Origin of the sequence: Butyricicoccus sp. AF35-5AC (assembly GCF_003477715.1) — a bacterium.
Lineage (GTDB): Bacteria > Bacillota > Clostridia > Oscillospirales > Butyricicoccaceae > Agathobaculum > Agathobaculum butyriciproducens.
In genome coordinates, this window is record NZ_QUDX01000002.1 from 277,477 (window position 1) to 302,429 (window position 24,953).

General features: G+C 55.5%; 12 protein-coding genes. All 12 read left to right on the forward strand.

The genetic code is table 11. The features are described 5' to 3' along the window. Positions 1-71 precede the first annotated feature (71 nt). The 12 genes from DWZ82_RS04690 to DWZ82_RS04745 all read left to right on the forward strand — a co-directional run bounded on the left by DWZ82_RS04690 (position 72) and on the right by DWZ82_RS04745 (position 24,945). A complete protein-coding gene (locus DWZ82_RS04690) occupies positions 72-1,460 on the forward strand; it encodes an MATE family efflux transporter (protein ID WP_118479134.1) in 1,389 nt (462 codons plus the stop codon). Further along, positions 1,457-1,915, forward strand: a complete 459-nt coding sequence (locus DWZ82_RS04695; protein ID WP_118479136.1) for an S-ribosylhomocysteine lyase — start codon at positions 1,457-1,459, stop codon at positions 1,913-1,915. Before DWZ82_RS04690 ends, DWZ82_RS04695 begins: the two co-directional genes overlap by 4 nt. Positions 1,916-2,002: 87 nt before the next feature. Beyond that, a complete protein-coding gene (rpmE, locus tag DWZ82_RS04700) occupies positions 2,003-2,206 on the forward strand; it encodes a 50S ribosomal protein L31 (RefSeq protein WP_016147979.1) in 204 nt (67 codons plus the stop codon). Positions 2,207-2,903: 697 nt separating this feature from the next. Continuing rightward, positions 2,904-4,184 (forward strand): GTPase HflX, encoded by a 1,281-nt coding sequence (gene hflX / locus DWZ82_RS04705; RefSeq protein ID WP_118479138.1) that lies wholly within the window; start codon positions 2,904-2,906, stop codon positions 4,182-4,184. 112 nt (positions 4,185-4,296) lie between these two features. Then, positions 4,297-4,932 carry a YigZ family protein gene (locus DWZ82_RS04710; RefSeq protein WP_118479140.1) on the forward strand — a complete coding sequence of 212 codons (636 nt, stop codon included), beginning with the start codon at positions 4,297-4,299 and terminating at the stop codon, positions 4,930-4,932. A 121-nt stretch (positions 4,933-5,053) separates the two neighbouring features. Continuing rightward, on the forward strand, positions 5,054-6,055 hold the full coding sequence (locus tag DWZ82_RS04715; RefSeq protein ID WP_118285636.1) for a deoxyguanosinetriphosphate triphosphohydrolase: 1,002 nt from the start codon (positions 5,054-5,056) through the stop codon (positions 6,053-6,055). 58 nt (positions 6,056-6,113) lie between these two features. Next, positions 6,114-7,880: a DNA primase gene (gene dnaG / locus DWZ82_RS04720; RefSeq protein WP_118479142.1), complete on the forward strand. Its 1,767-nt coding sequence runs from the start codon at positions 6,114-6,116 to the stop codon at positions 7,878-7,880. Next, positions 7,877-9,115: an RNA polymerase sigma factor RpoD gene (rpoD, locus tag DWZ82_RS04725; protein WP_110436306.1), complete on the forward strand. Its 1,239-nt coding sequence runs from the start codon at positions 7,877-7,879 to the stop codon at positions 9,113-9,115. Before dnaG ends, rpoD begins: the two co-directional genes overlap by 4 nt. 627 nt (positions 9,116-9,742) lie before the next feature. Continuing rightward, entirely contained in the window at positions 9,743-11,827 is a 2,085-nt protein-coding gene (locus DWZ82_RS04730) for an elongation factor G (protein ID WP_118479144.1), read from the forward strand. A 392-nt stretch (positions 11,828-12,219) separates the two neighbouring features. Further along, complete coding sequence (locus DWZ82_RS04735; RefSeq protein ID WP_118479146.1) at positions 12,220-14,154, forward strand: sensor histidine kinase; 1,935 nt, start codon at positions 12,220-12,222, stop codon at positions 14,152-14,154. After that, positions 14,144-14,818 (forward strand): response regulator transcription factor, encoded by a 675-nt coding sequence (locus DWZ82_RS04740; RefSeq protein WP_158575087.1) that lies wholly within the window; start codon positions 14,144-14,146, stop codon positions 14,816-14,818. The genes DWZ82_RS04735 and DWZ82_RS04740 overlap by 11 nt, the downstream gene beginning before the upstream one ends. A 176-nt stretch (positions 14,819-14,994) precedes the next feature. Then, positions 14,995-24,945 (forward strand): InlB B-repeat-containing protein, encoded by a 9,951-nt coding sequence (locus tag DWZ82_RS04745; RefSeq protein WP_118479150.1) that lies wholly within the window; start codon positions 14,995-14,997, stop codon positions 24,943-24,945. Positions 24,946-24,953: the final 8 nt, after the last annotated feature.

Here is a 24,953-nt window from a genome sequence, read left to right on the forward strand (position 1 = left end):
TAGGAAAGAGAGTATGGAGCTGCGTTAGGAATCCTAACGCGGCTTCCTTTTACGTTGGGAGGCTGGAATTTTTGGAACAACAGAATAAAATGGGCACCGCGAAAATGGGTCCGCTGATCTTTTCGATGGCACTGCCGGCGATGATCTCCATGATCATCAACGCGCTGTACAACATCGTAGACAGTATCTTCGTGGCCAAGTATTCGCAGGATGCGTTGGCGGCGGTTTCGCTCGTATATCCGCTGCAGATGCTGGTCGTGGCGATCGGTGTCGGCACTGGTGTCGGCGTAAACTCGCTGATCGCACGCCGTCTGGGCGAAAAGCGCCAGAAGCACGCGGACTCGGCGGCAGAGCACGGCGTTGCGCTGGCGGTTGTTGGCGGCATCGCATTCTTCATCCTCGGCTGGGGATTTTCGGGTGTATTCGTCGGCGCATTCGGTGCGAGCGAGGCGGTTTCGGCTTACGCTATCCAGTATTCGCACCTTGCGGTCGGCATGAGTATTTTTGTTATGATCTCGATGATGTGCGAGAAGATCCAGCAGTCCGGCGGCAACATGATCATCCCGATGTGTCAGGGCCTGACCGGTGCGATCATCAACATCATCCTTGACCCGCTGATGATCTTCGGTATCGGTCCGTTCCCGGAGATGGGTATTCGCGGTGCGGCGCTCGCGACCGTTATCGGCCAGATCTTCGGCATGGCGCTTGGTCTGTGGGGCGTGTTCCGTCAACAGAAGGTGCTGAATGTCAACATGCGCGAGTTCAAGTGGCGCGGACAGACGATCAAGGATATTTACCGCGTTGGTCTGCCGGGTATTGTCATGCAGAGCGTCGTTTCTGTTATGACAGCGGGCATGAACGGCATTTTGATCGCCTTCTCGCAGACGGCGGTCAACGTACTCGGTGTGTATTTCAAGCTGCAGACCTTCGTCTTTATGCCGGTATTCGGACTCAATCAGGGTGCGCTGCCGGTTATGGGCTACAACTACGGTGCACGCAACCGCAAGCGTCTGATGGGGGCATACAAGATCACGCTGACGGCGGCTGTCGTCATTATGGCGCTTGGTCTGGTGCTGTTCCAGCTGCTGCCCGAGCAGATGCTTATGCTGTTTGTGGACAAGTCCGATGCAGCGGCAGCACAGGAGATGATTGAGGTCGGCGTTCCGGCGCTCAAGACCATCAGCCTGTCGTTCCTCGGCGCGGCGTTCGGCATCATCAACTCCACGCTGTTTCAGGCCACCGCACGCGGCATGAACAGCCTGATCGTGTCTGTCTGCCGTCAGCTGGTCGTTATCCTTCCGGCGGCGTGGATTCTGGGTCAGCAGTTTGGCCTGAATGCGGTATGGTATGCATTCCCGATTGCAGAAATCGCAGCATTCTTTATCTCGTATATTCTGCTCTGGCGCGAATACCGCTCGGAACTGCGGTTCCTTGATGTAGAGAAGGAGGCAAAGGCATGAAACGAATTGCCAGCTTTGAAGTAAACCATGATAAACTGAAGCCGGGTATGTATACCTCGCGTATCGACGGCGACATCACCACCTATGATATCAGAATGGTGTACCCGAATGCGGGTACTTACATCCAGCCTGCGGCGGGTCACACGTTTGAACACCTGTTTGCAACGTATGCGCGCAACTCGAAGTTTGCCGATCGGATCATCTACTGCGGTCCGATGGGCTGTCAGACCGGCTTCTACTTCCTTGTGCGCGATATGAAGCCGTCGGACGCGATTGCGCTCGTGCAGGAGAGCATGGCGTTTATCGCCGCTTACGAGGGCGAGATTCCGGGTGCGAGCCGCATTGAGTGCGGTAATTATCTACTGCACGATCTGGCAGGCGCAAAGCAGCTTGCCGCTTCCATGATTCCCGTGCTCGAGGGCTGGAAAGAAGAAAATCTGATTTATGAAAAATAATGCTTGCATTTTCGGAAAACATGTGGTAAGATAATTTTACGACTGTTGGAGATATGTAAACATATCCGTGGAAAGAGGTGAAACAACATGAAACAGGGCATCCATCCCGACTACAAGCAGACCACGATCCGCTGTGCCTGCGGCAATGTCATTGAGACCGGCTCCACCAAGGAGAACATCGTCGTTGACGTTTGCTCCAAGTGCCACCCCTTCTTCACGGGTAAGCAGAAGCTGGTAGACACCGGCGGACGTGTTGATCGCTTCAAGAAGCGTTTCAATCTGGACAAGTAATGTGAAAAGCCATCGAAACGTGTTTTCGGTGGCTTTTTCGTTATCTGTTTTCAGATTGCGGAAGGGTGTTTGCGGTACAGGCGGTCTGGTGCGCTTGAACCGCGCAGGCGGTTCATCCTGTCCGGGCGGAAAGTTTTTCGCTGAACCTCAGCGGAGAGTTGCCGTCTGCGGACGGCAGGAGATTCGCCGTACCCACGGCGGTGGGCAAGAGGGTAGACACCTGCGGTTTCTACCCTCTTAACTCCCGTTTCCCTTTGTTTCTTAGCTTGGCGCAGACCAGAGACCGGCGACCGCTCCGAAATAGGGGAACGGCAGTCGGGTTACCCGTCTGTAGGGGCGCGCATTGCGCGTCCATTACTCGACCGATTCGCAGTTCTAGGATACCGTACTGCTACACAGAAGGTTTAGTCTGCGCAGGCGCGGCATATCTGTGCCGCGCAACTCGTTGGTCTGGTGGCTATGGACGGCAACTACGAGTTTAATTTGATAACGAATGTTACCGCAGGGTGCGTCGACTTACAACGATAGGGCATTTTCTATATAACAAAAATCCGCCACGACTGGTCGTGACGGAAAAAAGATTCACTTTTTCTACCCTTATATTACCACAAAACAGACGGAAAATCAAGTCTTGTACGGTTTTGCGTTTGGGTGTAATAAATACAGAGGATAATTTAACAGCAAGGAGGAATTTTCCATGCCGTTTACCAATCAAACAGAAGAAAAGCAGATCGAACGGGCGGTTCTGGTTGGTCTGTCGTGTCCGAGCTTCAACGCCGATCAGGATGCGGACGAGCGCACGATGGACGAGCTGCGCGCGCTGGCGGAGACTGCCGGTGCAGAGGCTGTTGCGATGACGCTGCAGCGCCGTCCGGCGCCGGATGCCCGCACGTTTATCGGTGAGGGCAAGGCGGAAGAGGTCAAGCAGCTTGCCGAGATGAACGACGCAAGTCTGATCCTGTTCGACAACGAGCTGTCGCCGTCGCAGATGAGCAATCTGGAGGAGCTGACCGGCCGCACGGTACTCGACCGCTCGGCGCTCATCCTCGATATTTTCGCGCAGCGTGCGCGCACCGGCGAAGGCAAGCTGCAGGTCGAACTGGCGCAGTACCAGTACATTCTGCCGCGTCTGGCGGGTATGGGCAAGGCGATGAGCCGTCTCGGCGGCGGCATCGGCACGCGCGGACCCGGTGAGAGCAAGCTGGAGAGCGACCGCCGTCACATCCGCAGCCGCATCGACAAGCTGCGCCGTGATTTGGAGCAGGTGCGGCAGGTGCGCTCTGTGCAGCGCCGTCAGCGCAAAAAGGCCGAGCTGCCGCTGGTTGCCATTGTCGGCTATACGAACGCGGGCAAGTCCACACTGCTGAACACCCTGACCGGTGCGGGCATCGAGGCGAACGACCGTCTGTTCGATACACTCGACCCGACTACGCGCAAAAAGCGCATTTCGGACACGCAGGAAATTCTCCTGTCCGATACCGTAGGCTTTATTCGCAAGCTGCCGCATCATCTCGTATCGGCGTTCAAGGCCACGCTCGAGGAGCTGGCGTATGCCGATCTGCTGCTGCACGTTGTGGATGTTTCGGACGAAAACTGGCAGATTCATGCACAGACTGTGGATAAGGTTGTGGCACAGCTCGGCGCACAGGATATTCCGCGTGTGATGGTGTACAACAAGGCGGATAAGTGCGACCCGGACGTCATTCCGTTCATTCGGCCGGATGAGGGTGTGAAGATTTCCGCAAAGAGCGGCGAGGGCGTTGACGACCTGCTGACTGCCATCGAAAAGGCGCTCGGCAAGGGCAAGCATAAGGTGAAGCTGTGCATTCCGTACAGCGACGGCGCCGTGCTCGATATGCTGCACCGCGAAGCACAGATCGACTCGACCGACTATGCCGCGGAAGGCACGATTGTCGAGGCGGTCGTGGATGATAAGACCTACGGCAGAGTTTCGACATACATTATGGATAATGAGTAATTAGTAATGAGGAATTAGAAATTAAGGTGCGCGAAGCGCATTTTGAATCATCGCGCATGGCGCGATACCGCAATTACTAACTACTAATTCCTGATTATTTAAGGATTTGCTGATGGAAAAAGACTACTTTGTGCCTTTTGCCGATTACGGCGAGGACAAATTTGAAGAAAAACGCTCCAAGTTCACCGGACGGCTGTGGCACGTCGAAACCGCCGAGGAGGCGGTAGCGAAGATAAAGGAGATGCGCGAGACCTACTGGGACGCGACACACAACTGCTACGCCTACATTCTCCGTGAAGGCAATGTGATGCGCTACTCGGATGACGGAGAACCGCAGGGCACGGCAGGCATGCCGATCCTCGAGGTTCTGCGTCACGAGAACCTGACCGACTGCGTTTGCGTTGTTACGCGCTATTTCGGCGGCATTCTGCTCGGTACGGGCGGATTGGTCCGCGCGTACACGCAGGGCGCGCAGGTGGCTGTCGCGGCGGCCGGTGTGCAGAGAATGAGCCTGTACACGGTGGCGCTCATCGCGTGCCCGTACAATCTGTACGAGATTATTCTGCACCTGCTGCCGGACCACGACTGCGCGGTCGAGGAGACCGACTACGGCGCGGATGTAACGCTGACCGTGACGCTGCCCGCCGGTCGGGAGGACAAGCTCAATCAAGCGCTCGCCGAAGCCACGGCAGGGCAGGTCTACGCCGAGGTCATGGAGACCCGATTCATGGGTCGGCGTGTCAAGTAAATACCGGCTTGCAAGGCTCACAAAATTCTGAAAAAATTTTTGTGAAAAAAAGAGGATTTTCAGATTTCGTTTCGTATAACTATTATGTGACGGATTCTCCGAGGCTGAGGAGGCGGTACATATGACCATTCGAGAGCAGAACGAACAGCGCGAGCACGCGGTGCTTGAGCCGTGGGCGACCTTTGCGGACAGCTCCGCAGGCAGGCTGCGCCCGATGGAACCGTGTCCGTACCGCACCTGCTTTCAGCGCGACCGGGACCGCATTATCCACTCGAAGGCGTTCCGGCGGCTGGGCAACAAGACGCAGGTATTTATCTCGCCGGAGGGCGACCACTACCGTGCTCGGCTGACGCACACGCTTGAGGTCGCGCAGATTGCGCGGACAATCGCGCGGGCGCTCGGACTCAACGAGGATTTGACCGAAGCGATCGCGCTCGGACATGATCTCGGGCACACGCCGTTCGGTCACGCCGGAGAGGCGGCACTCGATGAGGTTTGTCCGTTCGGGTTTCGGCACAACGAGCAGAGTCTGCGCGTGGTGGATGTGCTCGAGGATTTGAACCTTACGCGCGAGGTGCGCAACGGCATTGTCTGCCATACCGGCAGGCGCAAGGCGAGTACGCCGGAAGGCCGCATTATCCACTTTGCCGACCGCATTGCCTATATCAACCACGATATTGACGACGCGGTACGCGCGGGCATTATCCGCGAGAGCGATATTCCGCAGCATTTGAGAAAACGCCTGGGTGGGACGCACGGCAAGCGCATTGATACGCTGGTGACGGCGATGATCGAGTACGGTCAGCGGTATCTGGAGATCGGCATGGACGAGCAGATGCACGAGGACATGATGGAGCTGCGGCAGTTCATGTTCGATCATGTGTACCACGGCACGGCCGCACAGCGTGAGGAAAAACGCGCAAAATCCATGCTGCGCAGTTTGTACGAATATTTTATCGAGCATCCTGACGAGCTGCCGGACGATTACTTCGTGCTGCAGGCCCGGGGGGAGGCGCTCGAGCGGATTGCGTGCGACTATGTTGCAGGCATGACCGACCGCTACTCGATAGCGGTCTATAAGAATTTGTTTATTCCGAAAAGCTGGAATAAGATTGAGGATTAACGAAAATGGGTATCATATATTCGTTTTCGTTCGATAAATAGGGAAGGAGGGACACGAAATGCCGTTTGACCGTATATTTCTGGACGAGCTGTCCGCGCGGAACGACATTGTAGAGATCGTTTCGCAATATGTGCAGCTGAAAAAGAGCGGCGCGAACTATTTCGGTCTGTGCCCCTTCCACAACGAGAAAACCGGTTCGTTTTCGGTCTCGCCGGACAAGCAGATTTTTCACTGCTTCGGCTGCGGCGCAGGCGGCGGTGTCATCACCTTTATTATGAAGGCGGAAGGTCTGACCTTCCCGGATGCGGTACGCTATCTCGCCGAGCGGGCGGGCATGCAGATACCCGAACAGGGCGAAGCCGAGCGCAAAGCGGCGCGCCACAGAGAGCGTCTGTACGCGCTCTGCAGGGATGCCGGACGCTATTATTATGACACACTCTGGCGGCCGGAAAACCGAACCGCACAGCAGTATTTTATCAACCGAGGTCTGTCCCGAAGGACGATGAACCGCTTCGGACTCGGCTATGCACCGGATTCCTTCCACGCGCTCATTGACGCGATGACGGCCAAAGGCTACACGCGCGAGGAACTCATGGATGCCGGTCTGGTCAGCCGCAGCGAAAAGGGACATATTTACGACCGGTTCCGCAACCGTGTCATGTTCCCGATCATCGACGTGCGCGGTCATGTGATCGCATTCGGCGGCCGTGTGCTGGATGATTCCAAGCCGAAGTACCTGAACTCGCCGGAAACGCCGATCTTCCACAAGAGCCGCAATCTGTTTGCGCTCAACCTGTCAAAAAGCACGAAGAACGATTATTTTATCTTAGCCGAGGGCTATATGGATGTCATCGCGCTGCATCAGGCGGGATTTGATTCTGCGGTTGCATCGCTTGGCACCTCGCTGACCGAGGAGCAGGCGCGCATTATCGCGCGGCACACCGACCGCATTGTCATCTCGTATGACGCGGACGGAGCCGGTCAGGCGGCGGCACAGCGCGCGATCGACATCCTGAAAAAATGTGATCTGCAGGTCAAGGTGCTGCGTATTCCGGGGGCCAAGGATCCGGATGAATTCATCAAGGCACGCGGCGCGGATGCGTTCCGTAGCCTGATCGAGCGAAGCGAGGATCACAACGCGTTCCGCATTGAGCAGATTGCCGCAAAGTACGACCTTGAGGACGATGAAGCACGCGTACTGTTCCTCAGAGATGCAGCACGGATGCTCGCCGGCATCGAGAGCACCATCGAACGTGAGGTCTACGCCGGACGTGCCGCCAAGATGGCAGGCGTGACCGCCGAAGCCATGAACGTTGAGGTTCGGCGTGAACTCGGCATCCAGCGCAAGCGGCGAAAGGCCGCCGAACGGCGTGAGATACGCTCTCCGGTCGGACTGGCGCAGCCGAAAGACAGGTCGCTGGCGTATACCGATATGAAATCCGCAAAGGCTGAGGAGAACGTGCTTAGACTTCTGTTCTCGGACCAGAAATTGATTGCCGTTGCCGAAAAGGACTTGCAGCCGGCGTGGTTTTCCGCACCGGTGCTGCGTAAGATATACGAGCGCGTGCTCGAGTTGAACCAAAACGACCAGATGGTCGATGTGCTGTCCTTTGAGGGATGGCTGGAGCCTAACGAAATGAGCCTGCTGTCCGCGATACTCGAGCCCGGCATTCCGGCCGGAGAGCATCGAGGGGAACTGCAGGAATACATAAACACCATACGAATGCAGCGCGTCAAGGATGGAACCATTACGCAGGCGGGAGAGGACCCGCTGCTTACATTCGGACGCATCAAAAAACAAAACGCGGGAGGACAAACGATATGACGAAAGCAAACGCAAATGCAGCCGCAAACGCACAGGAGCAGCAGGCAGCACAGCAGCAGATCCTGCGCGACCTGCTCGCGCTTGGCAAGAAGAACGGCCGCCTGACGCTCAAGGAGATTTCGGATGCACTGAGCCATCTGGAGCTGTCGAGTGAGGACATCGACAAGGTGTACGAGACGCTCGAGACCATGGGCATCGAGGTTGAGACGAACGGTGTGCTGGAGAAGGTCATCGGTGACGATGACGACTCCTTTGAGCCGGAGGAAGTGGAAGAGGTTCCGGAGGAAGAACTGGTCGATACCTCTGCCATGGCTGAGACGTTCGCCATTGACGATCCGGTCCGCATGTATCTGAAGGAGATCGGCAAGGTCGATCTGCTGTCTCCTGAGGAGGAGGTAACGCTCGCAGAGCGCATGCAGAAGGGCAACGAGGCCGCAGAGCGTATCGCAAACGAAGGCGATGCCATTCCGGCGGAGGAGCGCGCACAGCTTGAGAAGGATATCAAGCTCGGCGACCGTGCCAAGAAGCGTCTGGCTGAGGCGAACCTGCGACTGGTTGTCTCCATTGCAAAGCGCTATGTCGGCCGCGGCATGCTGTTCCTCGATCTGATCCAGGAGGGCAACCTCGGTCTGATCAAGGCAGTTGAGAAGTTCGACAGCACCAAGGGCTTTAAGTTCTCTACCTACGCAACGTGGTGGATCCGTCAGGCAATCACCCGTGCGATTGCGGATCAGGCGCGTACGATCCGTATTCCGGTACACATGGTTGAGACCATCAACAAGGTTATCCGCGTTTCCCGCCAGCTGCTGCAGGAGCTGGGCCACGATCCCAGCCCGGAGGAGATCGCCAAGGAGATGAACATGCCGGTTGACCGTGTGCGCGACATTCTGAAGATCGCGCAGGAGCCGGTATCGCTCGAGACGCCGATCGGCGAGGAGGAGGATTCTCACCTCGGCGACTTTATCCCGGACGACGACGCGCCGGAACCGGCAGAGGCGGCCTCCTTCATGCTGCTCAAGGAGCAGCTCGTCGAGGTGCTCAAAACTCTGACGCCGCGTGAGGAAAAGGTTCTGCGCCTGCGCTTCGGCATCGAGGACGGCCATACCCGCACCCTCGAGGAGGTTGGCAAGGAATTCAACGTAACTCGCGAGCGTATCCGCCAGATTGAGGCAAAGGCGCTGCGTAAGCTGCGTCATCCGTCGCGCTCCAAGAAGCTGAAGGATTTCCTGAACTAAAGAAGCCCAAAGCCGCTTACCGACAGGTAAGCGGCTTTTTTATGGAAACGGAGAATTGAGGATGGAGAATGAAACCGTTGCGTTAATTCTCCATTCTCAATTACTGCGGTATTCGAGATACCGCATAAAATGCTTGACCGGCGGCAAAGGTTTCTATCGTGTTGTAAAACTGCGGCAGAATTTGCCTGAGATCGGCAGAACGGACAGCTGTGCAAAATGCCGTCACAGGCTTCCCTTTGTCAGATTATACGAAGGGCGTTTTTTTCTTCCTTTGTGAAGTAGCACTAAAATTATATCATTTTATTTGTAAGAAGTAAACAAAAACGAGCGATTTTGCTGAAAATCTTCCGGAAATGCAAAAAACAAAGGAAAATTCGGATTTTTTATCAGAATGTGTGCGAAACGTGCACTAAGTGGCCGCCGCTGTTATTCGACGGCGTTGTGAAAAATGCTACATGAAAATTGCACAAAAAACAGCTTGCATACCTGACTTATATGGTGTATAATAACGAAGAAGGGAAACGATCCCGCAAAGAGAGGATCGCTCCCACGAAACAAAGCGCCCAGGAGTATAACGTGCCGGCAGGGCACGATAACAGGTTAGGGCAGGGGAGTGTAATATAAACTATGGCGAATTATCCGGTTAACAAGATCCGTAATGTATGTCTGATGGGTCACGGCGGCGACGGCAAGACCTCGCTGGTCGAGAGCCTGCTCAATATCGCCGGTGTAACCGACCGCGTTGGCAAGATCGCGGACGGCAACACGGTTTGTGACTTTGATCCCGAAGAGATCAAGCGCAAGTTTTCCATTTCCACGGCTGTAGCGCCGGTAGAGTGGAACGGCTGCAAGATCAATCTGCTCGATACCCCGGGTTTCTTTGATTTTGAAAGTGAAGTGCAGTGCGCACTGCGCGTTGCGGAGTCCGCACTCATCGTCGCAACCGGCAAGTCCGGCCCGGGCGTCGGCACCGAAAAGGCATGGGCTCACTGTGAGGAGCACGCAATGCCGCGTATGTTCTACATCTCCAAGATCGACGAGGAAAACTCGGATTACTATAACTCTCTGCACAAGCTGCAGAAGCAGTTCGGCGTATCGGTAGCGCCGATCGTTGTCCCGATCTTTGAGGGCAACCGCGATACCGTCGGCATTGTGGACTGCGTTATCCGCAAGGCGTACCGCATGGAAGGCAACAAGCGTGTCGAGATCCCGATCCCGGACAACATGAAGGACCGTATCGACCAGCACCGTGCAGCACTGTGCGAGAACATCGCCGAGCTGTCTGAGGACCTGATGGAGCGTTACTTCGCAGGCGAGGAGTTCTCGGATGAAGAGCTGATCGCCGGTATCCGTCAGGGTGTGAAGGATCTGGTTCTCGCGCCGGTATTCTGCGGCACTGCTGCAACCGGTATCGGCTCCTACGCACTGCTCAAGGGCATTGCGGACTACATGCCGTCTCCCGATGAAAAGCCGGTTGAGATCTGCGAGGACGAAAAGGGCGAGCTGATTGAGATCAACTGCACCCCGAACGGCTCTGCCTGTGCATTTGTATTTAAGACGGTCGCTGACCAGTATGGCCGTTTCTCCTACTTTAAGGTTATGTCCGGCGAGGTCAAGCAGGATATGACGCTGGTCAACAAGCGTGCCGATGCAAACGAGAAGATGGGTCACATCTTCACCGTATGCGGCAAAAAGACGACCGAGGTTCCGGTGATCGGCTGCGGCGACATCGGCGCCGTTTCCAAGCTGGTTACCACCAAGACCGGCGATACGCTTTCGATGAGCGTTCGCAAGGTTGAGCTTGAGTCGATCGAGATTGCGCCGCCGTGCTACACGCAGGCAATCGCGCCTAAGGTAAAGGGCGTTGAGGAGAAGATCTCCACCGGTCTTGCTCGTCTGCGTGACGAGGATCCGTCCTTCGATACAGAGTTTAACCCGGAAACCAAGCAGCACCTGATCTCCGGTGCCGGCGATATTCATCTGGACGTTCTGTGCTCCAAGCTGAAGGATAAGTTTGGCGTAGAGGTTACGCTGACCGATCCGATCGTTCCGTACCGCGAGAAGATCCGCAAGGCTGTTACGGTAGAAGGCAAGCATAAGAAGCAGTCCGGCGGCCATGGTCAGTACGGCCACGTTAAGATGGAATTTGCACCGTATGCCGAGGGCGATTACCTGTTCCAGGAGAAGATTTTCGGCGGTTCCGTACCGAAGAACTTCCATCCGGCAGTTGATAAGGGCATCCGCGAGGCGATGGAGCACGGCGTTCTGGCCGGCTATCCGATGGTTGGCCTGCGTGCAACCCTGCTCGACGGCTCCTACCACGATGTAGACTCCAACGAGCTGTCCTTCAAGATGGCGGCCCGTCTGGCCTACAAGGCTGGTATCCCGCAGGCAAATCCGGTTCTGCTCGAGCCTGTCTGCTCGCTCAAGGTTGTTATCCCGGATTCCTACATGGGCGATGTTATCGGCGATCTGAACAAGCGCCGCGGCCGCATCATGGGCATGAATCCGCTCGACGGCGGCAAGCAGGAGATTGTAGCCGAGTGCCCGATGGCAGAGCTTGGCGATTACGCGATCAAGCTGCGCTCCATGACGCAGGGCAGAGGCTCGTTTGTTTCCCAGTTCGAGCGCTACGATGAGGCACCGGTTCCGGTACAGGAAAAGGTTATCGCAGCGAATAAGGCTCGTCTGGAGGCGCTGAACAAGGAATAACATTCCCTGTATTTTGTGAAATTGAAACCGGCTGCGTGAGCGGCCGGTTTTTCTTTGCTTAACCGGTTAGGAATGGGTGTTTGACGCTTGCGAAGCGAACGAAACTTGCCTACCCGGCAGGGGCACAAGAGGGTAGACACCTGCGGTTTCCACCCTCTGATTTTCACCCCTTTCCCTTAGAGGGCATGGCGAAAATCAGAGAGCGGCGACCGCTGTGAAAAAGGGGAACGGCAGAGGATTTTTTCTATCGTAGGGGAGCACAGTGTGCTCCCATTTCTTTACCTCTACGCAGTGCCGGATACTTTGCTGCTGCACAGGCGGTTTCATTCTCACTCCTATCTTGCAGAAACTGAAGATTTCTCCTATAATGAGATTTGAAGGGGGAGCTGCCCATGAAGAACGAACGAATGCGCTATATCTCGATAACGGCGGCTATCCTGCTGGTTTTTGTGCTGCTGATGCTGCTGTTTTCTAACCGATCGGGAGATTTCAGCGCAATGGAAGCGCAGGACGGCGTACTGGATGCAACATCAGCGGATTTTTCGTCGGCGGTATATGAGATAGACGGTGAATGGATGTTCTATCCTGAGGTACTCGGCAGCGGCGCAGAGCTGGACGCTGCCCAACCGGGAGAACGCAATGAATCCATTCCATACGGCTCATATCGGCTGAAAATACACGCGCAGCCGAAACAATACCTGACACTCGGCGGCTACTCATTCGATTACAGCACGCGTGTGCTGGTAAACGGCAGTGAAGTGCTCGAAATCGGCAAGGTGGGGGCGTCTGCGGCGGAGTCTGAGCCGCGCATCGACTATATGCTCATACCGATTTACACCGGCGAGGATGGCACGGTCGAGGTGGTCTGCCAGTACGCGAATTTCGTGCACCGCGAAGGCGGCGGTCTGACGCAGATGCACCTGTCCACCGCGGAGAACATCGACCGCATGCGTCGAAGCCGGAATCTGTATTCACTGGTGCTTGGCGGTTCGCTGTGCCTGTTCGGCATGTATTTTCTGCTGTTTGTGGTATTTCAGGGCGAGATCAAGTATGTTTTCCTCGCGGTCATCTGTGTGCTGCTCGGTCTGCGCGACCAGAATTTCTATGTGCTGCATCTGCTGCCTGCAAACTACAACTGGGCAGTCGCATATCGGTTTCTGGTGCTGATGATTACGCTGCAGCCGTGTTTTCTGCTGCTTTTGCTGCAAAGTCTGTACGAAAAACTGGCGAAGCCAATCGTTGTGCGGTGCTATGCGGCGCTGTATGCCGTGCTGGCGGCGGCGCATTTTATCCTGCCGACGCAGGATATCGCACCGCTGAGTAAAATCGGGTACTATCTCTCGACGCCGTTTTTCCTGTATCTGGTTGTGCAGCTGATTCGGCGGTTCTGGCGTATCCGGCGGTTTGAACGGGACGATGTGCTTGTTCTGCTCGGCTATCTGCTGTTGTTCGGCTCGAACGTGTACGAGGCGGTATTTGGCCGCATCGTGACGACCATCACGCGCCACGGAGCAGCGCCGCCGTATCTGCTGGTGTTCGTGTTCCTGATTGCGGGAGCCATCAGCCTGAAGATCAACCGCCGGGAACAGGAGCTGTCCGAGAGCCGCCGTCAGCGCGAGGTGCTGACCCAGCTCAACCGGCTGAAAAGCGAATTTCTGCACCAGATGGCGCATGAACTGAAAACACCGCTCACGGTCATGAGCGGCTACGCGCAGCTGACCGACTGGCAGCTTGGCACCGGAGCGGTCGGTGCGAGCGCGCATGAACACATGCAGACCATTTCGTCCGAAGCGCAGCGGCTTTCTGCGCTCGTATCGCGGCTGATCGACCTCGCCAACGGCGGTTCACCCGATATTGAGATGGGCGTCATTGACGCGGCGCAGCTGCTGTCCGGTGCGGCGGATGTATGCCGTCCCATGCTGGAAAAAAAGCACAACCGGCTGGAAAGCGACAGCGGAGACGGTATTGCGCTCTGGGGCAATCCGGAAATGCTGCTGCAGGTGCTCATCAACCTGACGGTCAATGCCAATCGCCACACGGAGAACGGCGTGATTGCCTACCGCATTACGGACGAGGGCGAGCGGGTGTGCCTGCGCGTGAGCGACACCGGCAGCGGCATTGCGCCCGACCTGCTGCCGCATATCTTTGAGAAGGGCTGCAGCGGCGGCGGCGGCAGCGGTATCGGCCTGACGATCTGCGCGGACGCGATGAAGATTCACCACGGCTCGCTCGAGGTGGAGCATACCGATGCAGACGGCACGGTGTTCCGGCTCGAACTGCCGAAAAAGCCGCTCAAAACACAAGGAGAGAACGATTGTGGAAGATAAACTGATTTTGCTGGTGGAGGACAATCCGCACATCATGGCGATCAACGACGCGGCATTGCACATGCGCGGTTACCGCACCCTGCAGGCAGAAACCGCACACAAGTGCCGGGAGCTGCTGTGCTTTCACGCGGTGGACTTGATCGTGCTGGATATTCTTCTGCCGGACGGCGACGGCGTGGCGCTGTGCCGCGAGATCAAGCAGGAATACGATGTGCCGATCCTGTTCCTGACCGCTATGGGCGAAAACGAGGATATCGTCAAGGGTCTGACCGCAGGCGGAGACGATTATCTGACAAAGCCGTATGATTTGGAGGTGTTCATGGCCCGCGTGGAAGCGCGTCTGCGTGCGGCGCACCCGAAGGAACGCGCAGTACGGCTTGGCCCGCTGCAGATGAATCTGCTGAGCGGACGCGCGTACATCGGAGAGACCGACCTGAACCTGACACAGAAGGAGTTTGCGGCGCTGCTGTATCTGGCGCGGCACCCGAACCGCAGCGTCAGCGCGCAGGAGCTGTATGAGGCGGTCTGGCAGCAGCCGATGGGAGCCGACCCGCATGCCGTGCGCATGACGATCTCACGGCTTAAGCAGAAGCTCGGCGGCGAGAATGCGAGGGTCACGGTCAATTCGTACCGCAGCAGCGGATATCGGCTCGAGGAGCAATAATTGAATATTTACAGCGGACGGCGAAGGTAACAAATTTGGTACCTTCGCCGTCCGCCGCCTTTTTGCCCTTATACTGAAAGTACGGTGAAATACCTGTATCCTCGGACGGTGCTCCGCAGTAAAGCAAGGGGAAAGCCGTGGAAACCGTTTATTTCATAAGGCAAGGAGGAAGAAAAATGAAAAAACGAATTTGTAGTTTGCTGCTGATATGCAGTATGCTGGCAGGTCTGCTGCCGCAGATCGTGCTGCCGCAGGCGGCGGCAGCGGATACTGCAGCAGCAAAAGACGGCTTTGGTCTGCCCACGGAAGAAAAAACGGGCATAAAAGACACAGCCACACTTCGTAATAACCCGTACGGCACGCTGGGATGGGTTCCGCTGTTCCAGAACCACGAGTTGGTTGTAGCCGGCGTGGACTCGGATGAGTTCCAGACGACATACGAGGGCGCAGTCAAAGGAAAGGGCAAGCAGATGTCTACGTTTCGGTGGAGCAACTCGACCGATGTCGGCAATGCCGAGCGCATTGCGACTGTGGCGTTTGATCCGAACGGCACCGGCAAGGATGAGTACATCGCTAATCTGGTGTTCGATAAGAACGCAAAGCGGCTCAAGCTGTATGTCACCAACAAGGACCGCAAGGTGTCTGATGTTATGGATGTTTGCGGTGGCGACAGTGAGTACATCAAGAAACTGAAATTCTACCAGACCCGCGCTATGCTGAGTCTGACCGCAGGCGATTTTGACGGCGACGGCAAGGACACCCTGATGGTCTACACGCCGGGCAACAACAAGAGTACGGATACGGTAGACAGCATTAAGGAGTATACGTTCAGCGGCGACACACTGACTGACAAGGGTCGAGTAATCAACCTCGGTGACGTCATTGACGGCGGCCGAGACGCGCTGAAAGCAATGCTGTACCACGACGGCAACGGCGATAACGAGCTGCGCGCGCATCTGAGCGTTGATATGGAAGTCGGCGACGTGGATATGGACGGTATCGACGAGCTGGCAATGACGGTCAATGTCAACGACCTGAAGGAAAGCGAATACAAGCTGGATGGTACAACATATACCAACTTTGAAAAGTCTTATCTGACGGTCTACGACTATAACAACAGCAATAAATGGTCGCAGATGACGAAGCAAACACTGCTGAACAGCAATGGCGATGCAAAAGGCCGTGCCCGTTTTGCAGGCGTAACCATCGGTTATGTCAGCGATGCGCCGAGCGGCAGTATGCCGCCGGAAGTTGTTGCGGTAGGCTACTACGATAAGAATGGTAATTATCAGGACTGCGACTTTGACAAGAGCAAGCTGCTGGCATACAGCTATCAGTACAGCACGAATGATAATTCGTGGACAGCGAAATGCAAGGCGACCGAAGTTGTCACCAACGGCTTTACCAATACCGGCACCAAGGGTGACGATGTGCAGAATCCGATCGCGGTAGCGGCTGTTGCGGCGGACGGCGTGAACACCCAGGAATATCTGTTCATTTCCGGCAGTATGTATAAAGTCGGCACGGTGAACGGCAGTCAGCTGTCTATCCTGGAAGGCTCGAATAAGGGCCATGACCGCTGGCTGGGCGGCCGACTCATTAACAACAGCGGTATTCTGGACTATGCCGTCGGCAATTTTGACGGCAACAAGCAGGGCAGGGAACAGGTATACTACGTTGAGTACCGCAAGCAGGAGACCTTCGACAAGCAGTTTTTGAAGATTGATCAGCTGTACAAAGACTCGACTGGCAGCACGTTCAGCCGCTGGGAGGATGATTGGACATACTATGACAAGAGCAACTGCAATCTGGCGCTTACAACGGCAGATGTGAACAACGATGCCATGCTTGCGAAGATCCAAAGTGTCAGCACCGGCTACACCGATCCGAAGGTAATGGCGATTCTGGAGGCGTCGCCGCATTTTGCGGAGGTGAATGACGGCGATATCGGAAACTCGCAGACCGGAATCGGATACAGTAAGGATAATACTGTAGCAGTAACGGCATCCGGTTCGTTTGGTTTTGATATCATGGCGGGCTTTGAATATGTTGCACCGCTGATTGAGACCGGCGGCGGTGTTGAATTTAATACCAGTCATACCTTTACTGTTGGTGCAACAAAATCTACAAGCAAGGAAATAACGGTCGAGTATTCTAATGATACGAACGACAATATGGTGCTCATGTATGCAACACCGATGACATATTACGAGTATCAGGTGAAGTATCCGGATGACACAATGAAGGGCAATTCGCCGAAGCTGACCAGTTCTATGACGCTGGCGGTTCCGGGTAATCCTTCGATGAACATGGTTTCGGTAGATACTTATAATAAGGCTGCTTCGGCGTACGAGGGTATGCAGCAGATTGGCAGCAACCTGCATCTGGGCACGTCCGGTCAGCCGAATACGTATCGTTCCAGTCTGCCGAGCGGTTCACATTCGGAGCAGTCCGGTAAAGTTGGTCATTACAAAGATTCGGGTACACAGCTGCAGAGTTTTACGACTGCAACCAGCAGCGGCGTAAACTTTGAGTACTCCTATGAGGGTTCGGTGCAGATGTATGGTGTAGTTGGCGGCTTCAAGGCTGGCGGCGGCTATCACTGGGGAGCAAGCGCCGGAACCGAAAGGGTAAACACCAATACGATTACCAAACTGGGCGCTGTTACCGGCGGCGGCGATTCGCGCTATAACTTTGACTGGAGCTTCGGCACATGGACGGTACCGTTCAACGGCGATGAAGTACCGGTATTGGGCTATGTTGTCAGCAATGTGACGGCACCGCCGTCTCCGGCGCAGGATCTGTCGCTGAGCGAGCAGACTACCAACAGCATGGTGCTGTCGTGGGAATCCGGCGACCGTCCGGCAGAGTATTACAAGATTTACCGCTATCTTGAAGATAATAAGGAAGAACCGTTCGTATTGATTGATACTGTGGATGCGGCTGAATCTTCGAGTGGTCAGTATGAGTACACGCTGAAGGATCTTGCACCTAATACGAAGTATCAGTATGCGATTACCTCGGGATATTACACCAGTCAGGAAGAATCGGTTGAAAGCGAGATTATTGCCGGTACAACTCTGGCAAATGATAAGAGCCGTCCGGACATCAACGGACCGCATAACGCAACCGTTCAGATGAACGGCTCGGCAACCTTCGAGGTACTGGCTTCTGTACCTGATGAGTACAGCAGCACGAGATACCAGTGGCAGCAGCGTCTGCCGGGCAAAAAGTGGGGCAATATTGCAGGGGCAACTAGGGACAGCTATACTGTAAAGTCGGTATCGAGTGACCTGAACGGTGCGATGTACCGCTGCGTGGTAACATGTTATGACGGTGCAAGAACGCCGATTTCGTTCTACAGCGATGCGGCAACGCTGACGGTTGGTACACCGCAGGCAACCGCCGGTTTGACGGTATCCGGTACTTCGGAGGGCAAGGGCACTCAGGATACCCCGTATATCGGTCAGAGCAATTTCAACACGGTTAAAACCACGACAGAATCCGTACAGACAACCGTTCCGTGCACCGTAGAAGCCGATGGCATGACGCTGAATGTTTACGAGGTAAAAGATCAAGCGGGTACGGTGCAGGGATATGTCGGCATCGGTGAAAAGAAGGAAGACGGTTCGATATCGACCGTATACTACGCCGTAACAAAGAATGGCGAGACGTATACCGCAGGTGCGGAACTCACCATGAATACCACCTATCAGTGGAAGAACGGTGAGACGGCAGTAACGGTGCCGAGCACAATTACGCCGGAAACCGTGGTGATAGACCAAGACGCAAAAAAAGCAAAAGCGTTTACGCTGGACAATACAACGAAGGCACCGACAGCCGCGGAATACGACGAAAGCAAGTACCGGAACGGCGAGCAGTACCTGATTCACGGTATGGATACCGTGACGGAGAGCTATATCCTCAGCAAGATGGATAAGTCGACCAGTGGTGCAGACAGTACCGCAGAGGACACCTATACCGTCAAGTATTATCAGCTGCTGAAGAAGGCAGAGAACAGCTATGAACTGACCGAGCTGACCTGCACACAGCAGACGAAGCTGGGCGCTTATACGGATCCTTCGTTCACACTGGTAACAAAGGAAACTACGGTTAACAATGACGTTACAACCTCTACGCCGGGTTCCGGTACGGCACTGACCCTGACAACGAAAACGGCGGAAAAGAACGGCTCTGCACTCGGTAATGTGGAGTACACGCTGACGATTACGAACACGTCGGACGGCACGGTCAGCACGATTGTCGGCAGAACAAACAGCAGCGGCACGGACAGCAAAACGTGGACCGCACCGACAGCCGGTCTGTATGCCATCACAACCACCGCGACCGGCGGCTTGACAAGTGAGACGGTATATTATCTGGCAGGCGTGCAGAGCGTAAAGGACGGCGATACCAGCACAACGGAGACCGTTTACACGCTTAAAAGCACTGTTGGCAACGAAAACAAGATTACGAGCGTATACGGTACGCCGATTGATCTGACCGTGCAGCAGCAGACTGTAACGAAAAACGGAAACGATGTTACCGCAGGCAGCAAAACAGAGGTTACGGGAGATATCGCCTACACCTGGCGTCAGTCCGGTCAGAGCGAGAGTAAGGAAACGGCTATCACTGACAGCATTTTCCGACCGGAGAAGGCGGGAACCTATATCATTACGGCATATCAGGATGATAGCGATACTTCCAAGCGCACCAAGCTGGCGTCCACGACCATTACAGTAAAGCGCAAGCCGCTGGAGCTGTATGTTACCTGGCCGGGAGATAATAAAGATCATAATTCGACCGAGGCACCGGACAACAGCACATTTGAGGTTTGGTCGGATGCTCTGGAGTCGGACGACACCCTGCCGTCGGCAATTACAGCCGTATGTGCGCTGTATGATGACAAGGGCAACCGAAAGAACGTCAGCGGCCGCTTTGAGGTAACGATTGCCGTCAACGGTGAGGACAAGGCTGTGAAGTCACTGCTCGAGAAGTACGAGCTGAATCTGACCAAGCGCATGCTGGTTGTCAAGCAGGACACCCTGAGCGTAACCTATCGCGCCGGTGAAGGCGGCTCACTCAGTGCAAGCTACAAAAGCGGCGACCTCGACCAGAAGTTTGAAAGCGGTAAGAACATCGCTAAGAACACCAAGCTGATGTTTGATGCCAAGAGCAACGACGGTTTCCTTGTAAAGGAATGGAAGGTCAACGGTCAGTCCATTAAGTCTATTACCGGTAATACAGAGTACAAGGTGACGGAGATTCTGTCGAACGGCAAAAAGGTCGGCGAACGACTGACGGTAGCGGCGCTGACGAAAAAGCTGGACGTAGAAGTAGCCTTCAGCAGTGATTCGCACACGATTATCTTCAGCAGCGGCGAAGGCGGTGAGCTGACCGCAGCACTAAAGGACGGCGGTGCAGTCACGACCGGACAGAAGATTGCGGAAGGCGCAAATGTGACGTTCACGGCTGCGCCGATCACCGGTATGTCGGTAGCACGCTGGGTGGTGGACGACAAGCCGTATTACTGGCCGGGTACGACCGATCTGTACCGTGAGAAAACGCTGACGCTGGAGAACATCGAAAAGGATCACACGGTCAGCGTATCGTTCAGCAACGCCAAGACCCATAAGGTGACCTTCACCTACGTGAACGAATCCGGTACGGCGATCGGTGAGCAGCAGACCTCTGCAAAGCTGGCGGACGGAACGGAGGCAGACCTTAATGCCATTCCGGACGGCGCGGCAGTGACCTTTGCGCTGGAAAATCTGAACGATAACTACACGGTCAAGGAGTGGCAGGTAGACGGCAAGGCGGCAGTCGGTTCGGGTGCAAAAACCAGCTTTACGCTGCGCAATATCACGCAGGATCACACGGTCAAGATCGTGATCAGTGCAGCACAGGCGGCAAAGATCACCTTCAAGGCAGTGGACGCAGACGGAAAGGAAATCACGGACACGAATATCGCGTCTGTCACCGCGAAAATCGGCAGCACGGAAATCCACAGCGGCGATACGATTCCGGCATACACCGAAGTGACCTTCACAGCTGCGGTAGGTGAGGACTACTACGTTTCCGGCTGGAAGAACGCAGCGCAGGACGCACAGGACGCCAACAAGGCGGTTCTGACCGGCTGGAACACCGATACGGCAGTTGAAGTAACGGTGTTGGAGAAGCCGACTGTCACTGTAAATGCGGCAGAAAACGGCACAATTACCGTTAAGGGCACGCGCCTGAACGAAGTAACGCTTGACAAGGACAGCGCGGATAAGCACGTTGACCATGACAGCGCGATCACGGTCAAGGCAGAGCCGGCAGACGGCTACTACGTCAAGAGCATTACGGTTAGCGGTCAGAAGTTTGATTATGATTCTCAGAATACCTATCAGTCGGGTACTCGCACGGAGACCGTAACGAATATCACGGCGGATACCGCGGTGACGGCTGTGTTCGGCAAGGAACCGATTATCGTGTTCTCCGGCACATATGCGGATATTACCGCGCAGAACGGTTCGCTGAACAGCGGCAGCTTTGTATTCATGCACACGCCAATGCTGGAATTCCTCGCGGCGCCGCATTTCGGCTACGAGCTGACCGCATGGACGGTGAACGGCAATGCAATCGCAAGCGGGATTGAGCAGAAGCCGGAGGAGAAGCAGCTTTACAAGCTGAACGGTCCGATTACTGCAGATCAGACCATCGTTGTAACCGCAACCGAAATTCCACAGTACAACTTCACCCTGTCCGTTGATTCGCTCGGTGACGAGGGTGACGGCGGTACAGTTTCCGCAAAAAACACCCGCAAGGGCATGAGCGCATACGAACAGGAGAACCTCGAAGCAGGCACGCACAGCTTCTACCGCGACTCGAATATCACGATCACGGCGGTGCCGAGCGCAGGCTACCGCGTACAGGACTGGACCATCAACGGCCAGACCACGGCGGATACCGCAGTGAGCAAGACGCTGTACAATCTGCAGGATGAAACGACGGTTCAGGTCCGCTTTGTCAAGCTGGTGACCGGCATCACCTTCGGTCCGACGAACGAAACAAGCGAAGGCGGCTATATCAGCGCGGCAAATCTGGTAAACAATAATGAGTCGATTCTTGAGAGCGCAGATACCGGTGCCAATATTCCGGAAGGTCTGTCAATCAAGTTCATGGCAGAGGTAAAGCCTGGTTACGAAATCGAAGGCTGGTATATCAATAATGTGCGTGACGACAGCGCAGGCACAGGCGAAACCTACACCTATCCGAATACGACCAGTGCAAGCTCGATTTACATTGCGCCGAAGTTCCAGCAGGTCGAGTATGACATCACCACAGGTGATAACGTCACCGTAAACGGACAGAACCGCACAACCGCACGCGGCGGCGAGTCGCTCACCTTTACGGCAGTACCGCCGGCAGGTCAGAATGTGACCGGCTGGACGGTAAACGGCAAGGCAGTTGCCGGTAACGGCAATACGCTGACGTGGACGGTTGAGAACGGCTGTCTCACGAAGCCGAACGTAACGGCATATCATGTTGAAGCACAGCTCAGCGCAGGCGAGTACGAAGTAACGTACAGCCAGCCGGCAAACGGCAAACTGACGGCTTCCGTTGAGAGCGACACACAGGTCAACGGCGGCACTAAGGTTGCCTTCACTGCAGAACCCGATGAGGGTTACGAGATTGACGAGTGGACGGTAAACGGTCATTCGGTTGCCAACAGCGGCAGCACCTACACCCTGAACGTAACCGAAAACAGCACGGTTGCAGTCACCTTCAAGGCAATGGTTCCGGTCAGCGCCGTGCGGAACGGCAGAAACGGCAATATCGCCATCACCGCAAACGGCAAGACGGTTTCGGACGGCTGGGTATCCTCCGGCGCGGACGTGACCTTCACCGTAACGCCCGAGAACAAGGACGATATGGTGCAGCAGTGGACGGTAAACGGCTCGACAGTCGCTGAGATGACCGATACGGCGGATGCACCGCTCAGTTACACCGTGCAGAATGTAACCGCAGATACCAGGGTTTCCGCAACGCTGATTGAGCGCCCGACATACACCATTACGGTAACAAGTGAGGGCAGCGGTACGGCGTCGGCAGAACCGGCAAGCGTCAAGCGCGGCGGCAGCACGACTATTACGGCAGTGCCGAGCAGCAATAGCTACTATCTCAAGGAATGGTCGGTTAACGGCGGTGCTGCACAGGCTGCCTCCGGCAATACGCTGGCACTGACGGAAATTCGCAGAAATACCACAGTCAAGGCCGTATTTGACGGCGCGATCAACTACGATGTAACCCTGGATGTTCAGAGTGCAGATACCGGCACAACGGTTGCTGCAGCGGCAAACGGCAAGGCCATTACGCCGCAGAAGAACAGTCCGGCAAGTGTTACCCGCGGCAGCAAGGTCGTATTCACGGCAACGCCTGCCGTAAAAAACGGTCAAAACAAGCAGATGGTCGCACAGTGGACGGTAAACGGTGTAGATCAGAATAACATCTCTAACGAGCTGGTTATCCCGGGTCTGACCGGCAAGACCGATGTGGCTGTCAAGTTCGTTCCCTACGAAGGCTTCACTATTCCGACCGGCGGCACCGGCTGGAAGGTCTCCGATGTGAAGCGCGTACCGAATGATACGCAGCCGACGAGCGAAATCCGTAAGAACGGCACGGTTGCTTTTACGGCAACGCCGGACGGCGAGCGTCTGTTCCGCAAGCTGACAGTAGGCGGCGTGGACTGCATGAAGCTGCCGATCGACGGCAATGTCACCGCTGTCAAGAACGGCGCGGCGTACACCATCACCGTCAAGGATGTGACGAGCGCGAACAACATTAAGGTTGACGCGGAAGCGGTTGAGTATCAGATCGCAGCCAATACGCTGGATACCGTTCCATCGGCTCTGAGCAGCAAATTCAGCACGATCAACGAGCTGAAAAACGCACTTAGAGCAAAAGTAAACAGCGCGGTAACGGCTTCCAACATCGCATATCTGGATATCGTGCTGCAGTACAAGAGCGGTACGGATTGGGTAACGGTTACGAATCCTGCCGACTTCCCGGAGGGCGGCATTGACGTCAAGGTGCTGTACAGCACGCTTTCGGCAACCAATGCGCCGAACAGCAGCTATAACTTCTCGGTCGTTCATATGTTTACGACTGATATGAGCGGCAAGACGGTCGGCGATACGGAAACGCTCACGCCGACCAAGCTCGACGATGGAATTACGTTCCATGTTTCCAGCCTGTCTCCGTTTGCCATCGGCTGGTACAAGAGCACCGCACCGTCCGGTGGCGGCGGCGGAGCCGTTGTCCCGACCACCTACGATGTTGTGATCCCGTCCGCACTGGCGAATATCGTCAAGGCGGATAAGACCAAGGCGGCCGCAGGCGACACCGTAACGCTGACTGCTGCCGGAGAAGGTACGCTGACTGTCACGGACGCAAACGGCAAGACGGTTGCCCTGACCGACCTCGGCAGCGGCAAATACACCTTTAAGATGCCGTCGGCTAAGGTCAGCGTGGGCTTCAAGACCACCGCAGATCAGCCGTGCGACGGCGGCAAGGATTGTCCGTCCGCACCGTTTACGGATGTAGATACTGCAAAGTGGTATCATCTGTCCGTTGATTATGTGCTCACGCACAAAATGATGAACGGCGTATCGAGCCGTGCATTTGCACCGAACGCCAACCTGACGCGCGGTATGCTCGTGCAGATCCTGTATAACCTGGAAGGCAAGCCGAAGGGCACAGCGGCGAACTTCTCGGATGTGCAGGCTGACGCATGGTATGCCGAAGCAGTCGGCTGGGCAGCGTCCAATAAGGTCGTAACCGGCTATGCAGACGGTACCTTCCGACCGAATGCCGCCGTCACCCGTGAGCAGGCGGCAGCGATCCTGTATCGCTACGCCCAAAGCAAGGGTATCGACGTAAGCGTGGGTGAGAATACCAATATTCTCAGCTATGTGGATGTTCAGCAGGCCAGTGAGTACGCGATTCCGGCTCTGCAGTGGGCAGTCGGCGCAGGTGTGCTGAACGGTAAGAATGGCGGCCGTCTGGCACCGACCGGCACCGCCACCCGTGCCGAGATCGCAGCGATCATGCAGCGCTGGTGCGAAAATATCATCAAAAAATAAAAGGCAGA

Coding starts and splice junctions, on each gene's coding strand:
- DWZ82_RS04695 (WP_118479136.1), top strand. CDS start 1,457: ATGAAACGAATTGCCAGCTTTGAAGTAAACCATGATAAACTGAAGCCG.
- rpmE (WP_016147979.1), top strand. CDS start 2,003: ATGAAACAGGGCATCCATCCCGACTACAAGCAGACCACGATCCGCTGT.
- hflX (WP_118479138.1), top strand. CDS start 2,904: ATGCCGTTTACCAATCAAACAGAAGAAAAGCAGATCGAACGGGCGGTT.
- DWZ82_RS04710 (WP_118479140.1), top strand. CDS start 4,297: ATGGAAAAAGACTACTTTGTGCCTTTTGCCGATTACGGCGAGGACAAA.
- DWZ82_RS04715 (WP_118285636.1), top strand. CDS start 5,054: ATGACCATTCGAGAGCAGAACGAACAGCGCGAGCACGCGGTGCTTGAG.
- dnaG (WP_118479142.1), top strand. CDS start 6,114: ATGCCGTTTGACCGTATATTTCTGGACGAGCTGTCCGCGCGGAACGAC.
- rpoD (WP_110436306.1), top strand. CDS start 7,877: ATGACGAAAGCAAACGCAAATGCAGCCGCAAACGCACAGGAGCAGCAG.
- DWZ82_RS04730 (WP_118479144.1), top strand. CDS start 9,743: ATGGCGAATTATCCGGTTAACAAGATCCGTAATGTATGTCTGATGGGT.
- DWZ82_RS04735 (WP_118479146.1), top strand. CDS start 12,220: ATGAAGAACGAACGAATGCGCTATATCTCGATAACGGCGGCTATCCTG.
- DWZ82_RS04745 (WP_118479150.1), top strand. CDS start 14,995: ATGAAAAAACGAATTTGTAGTTTGCTGCTGATATGCAGTATGCTGGCA.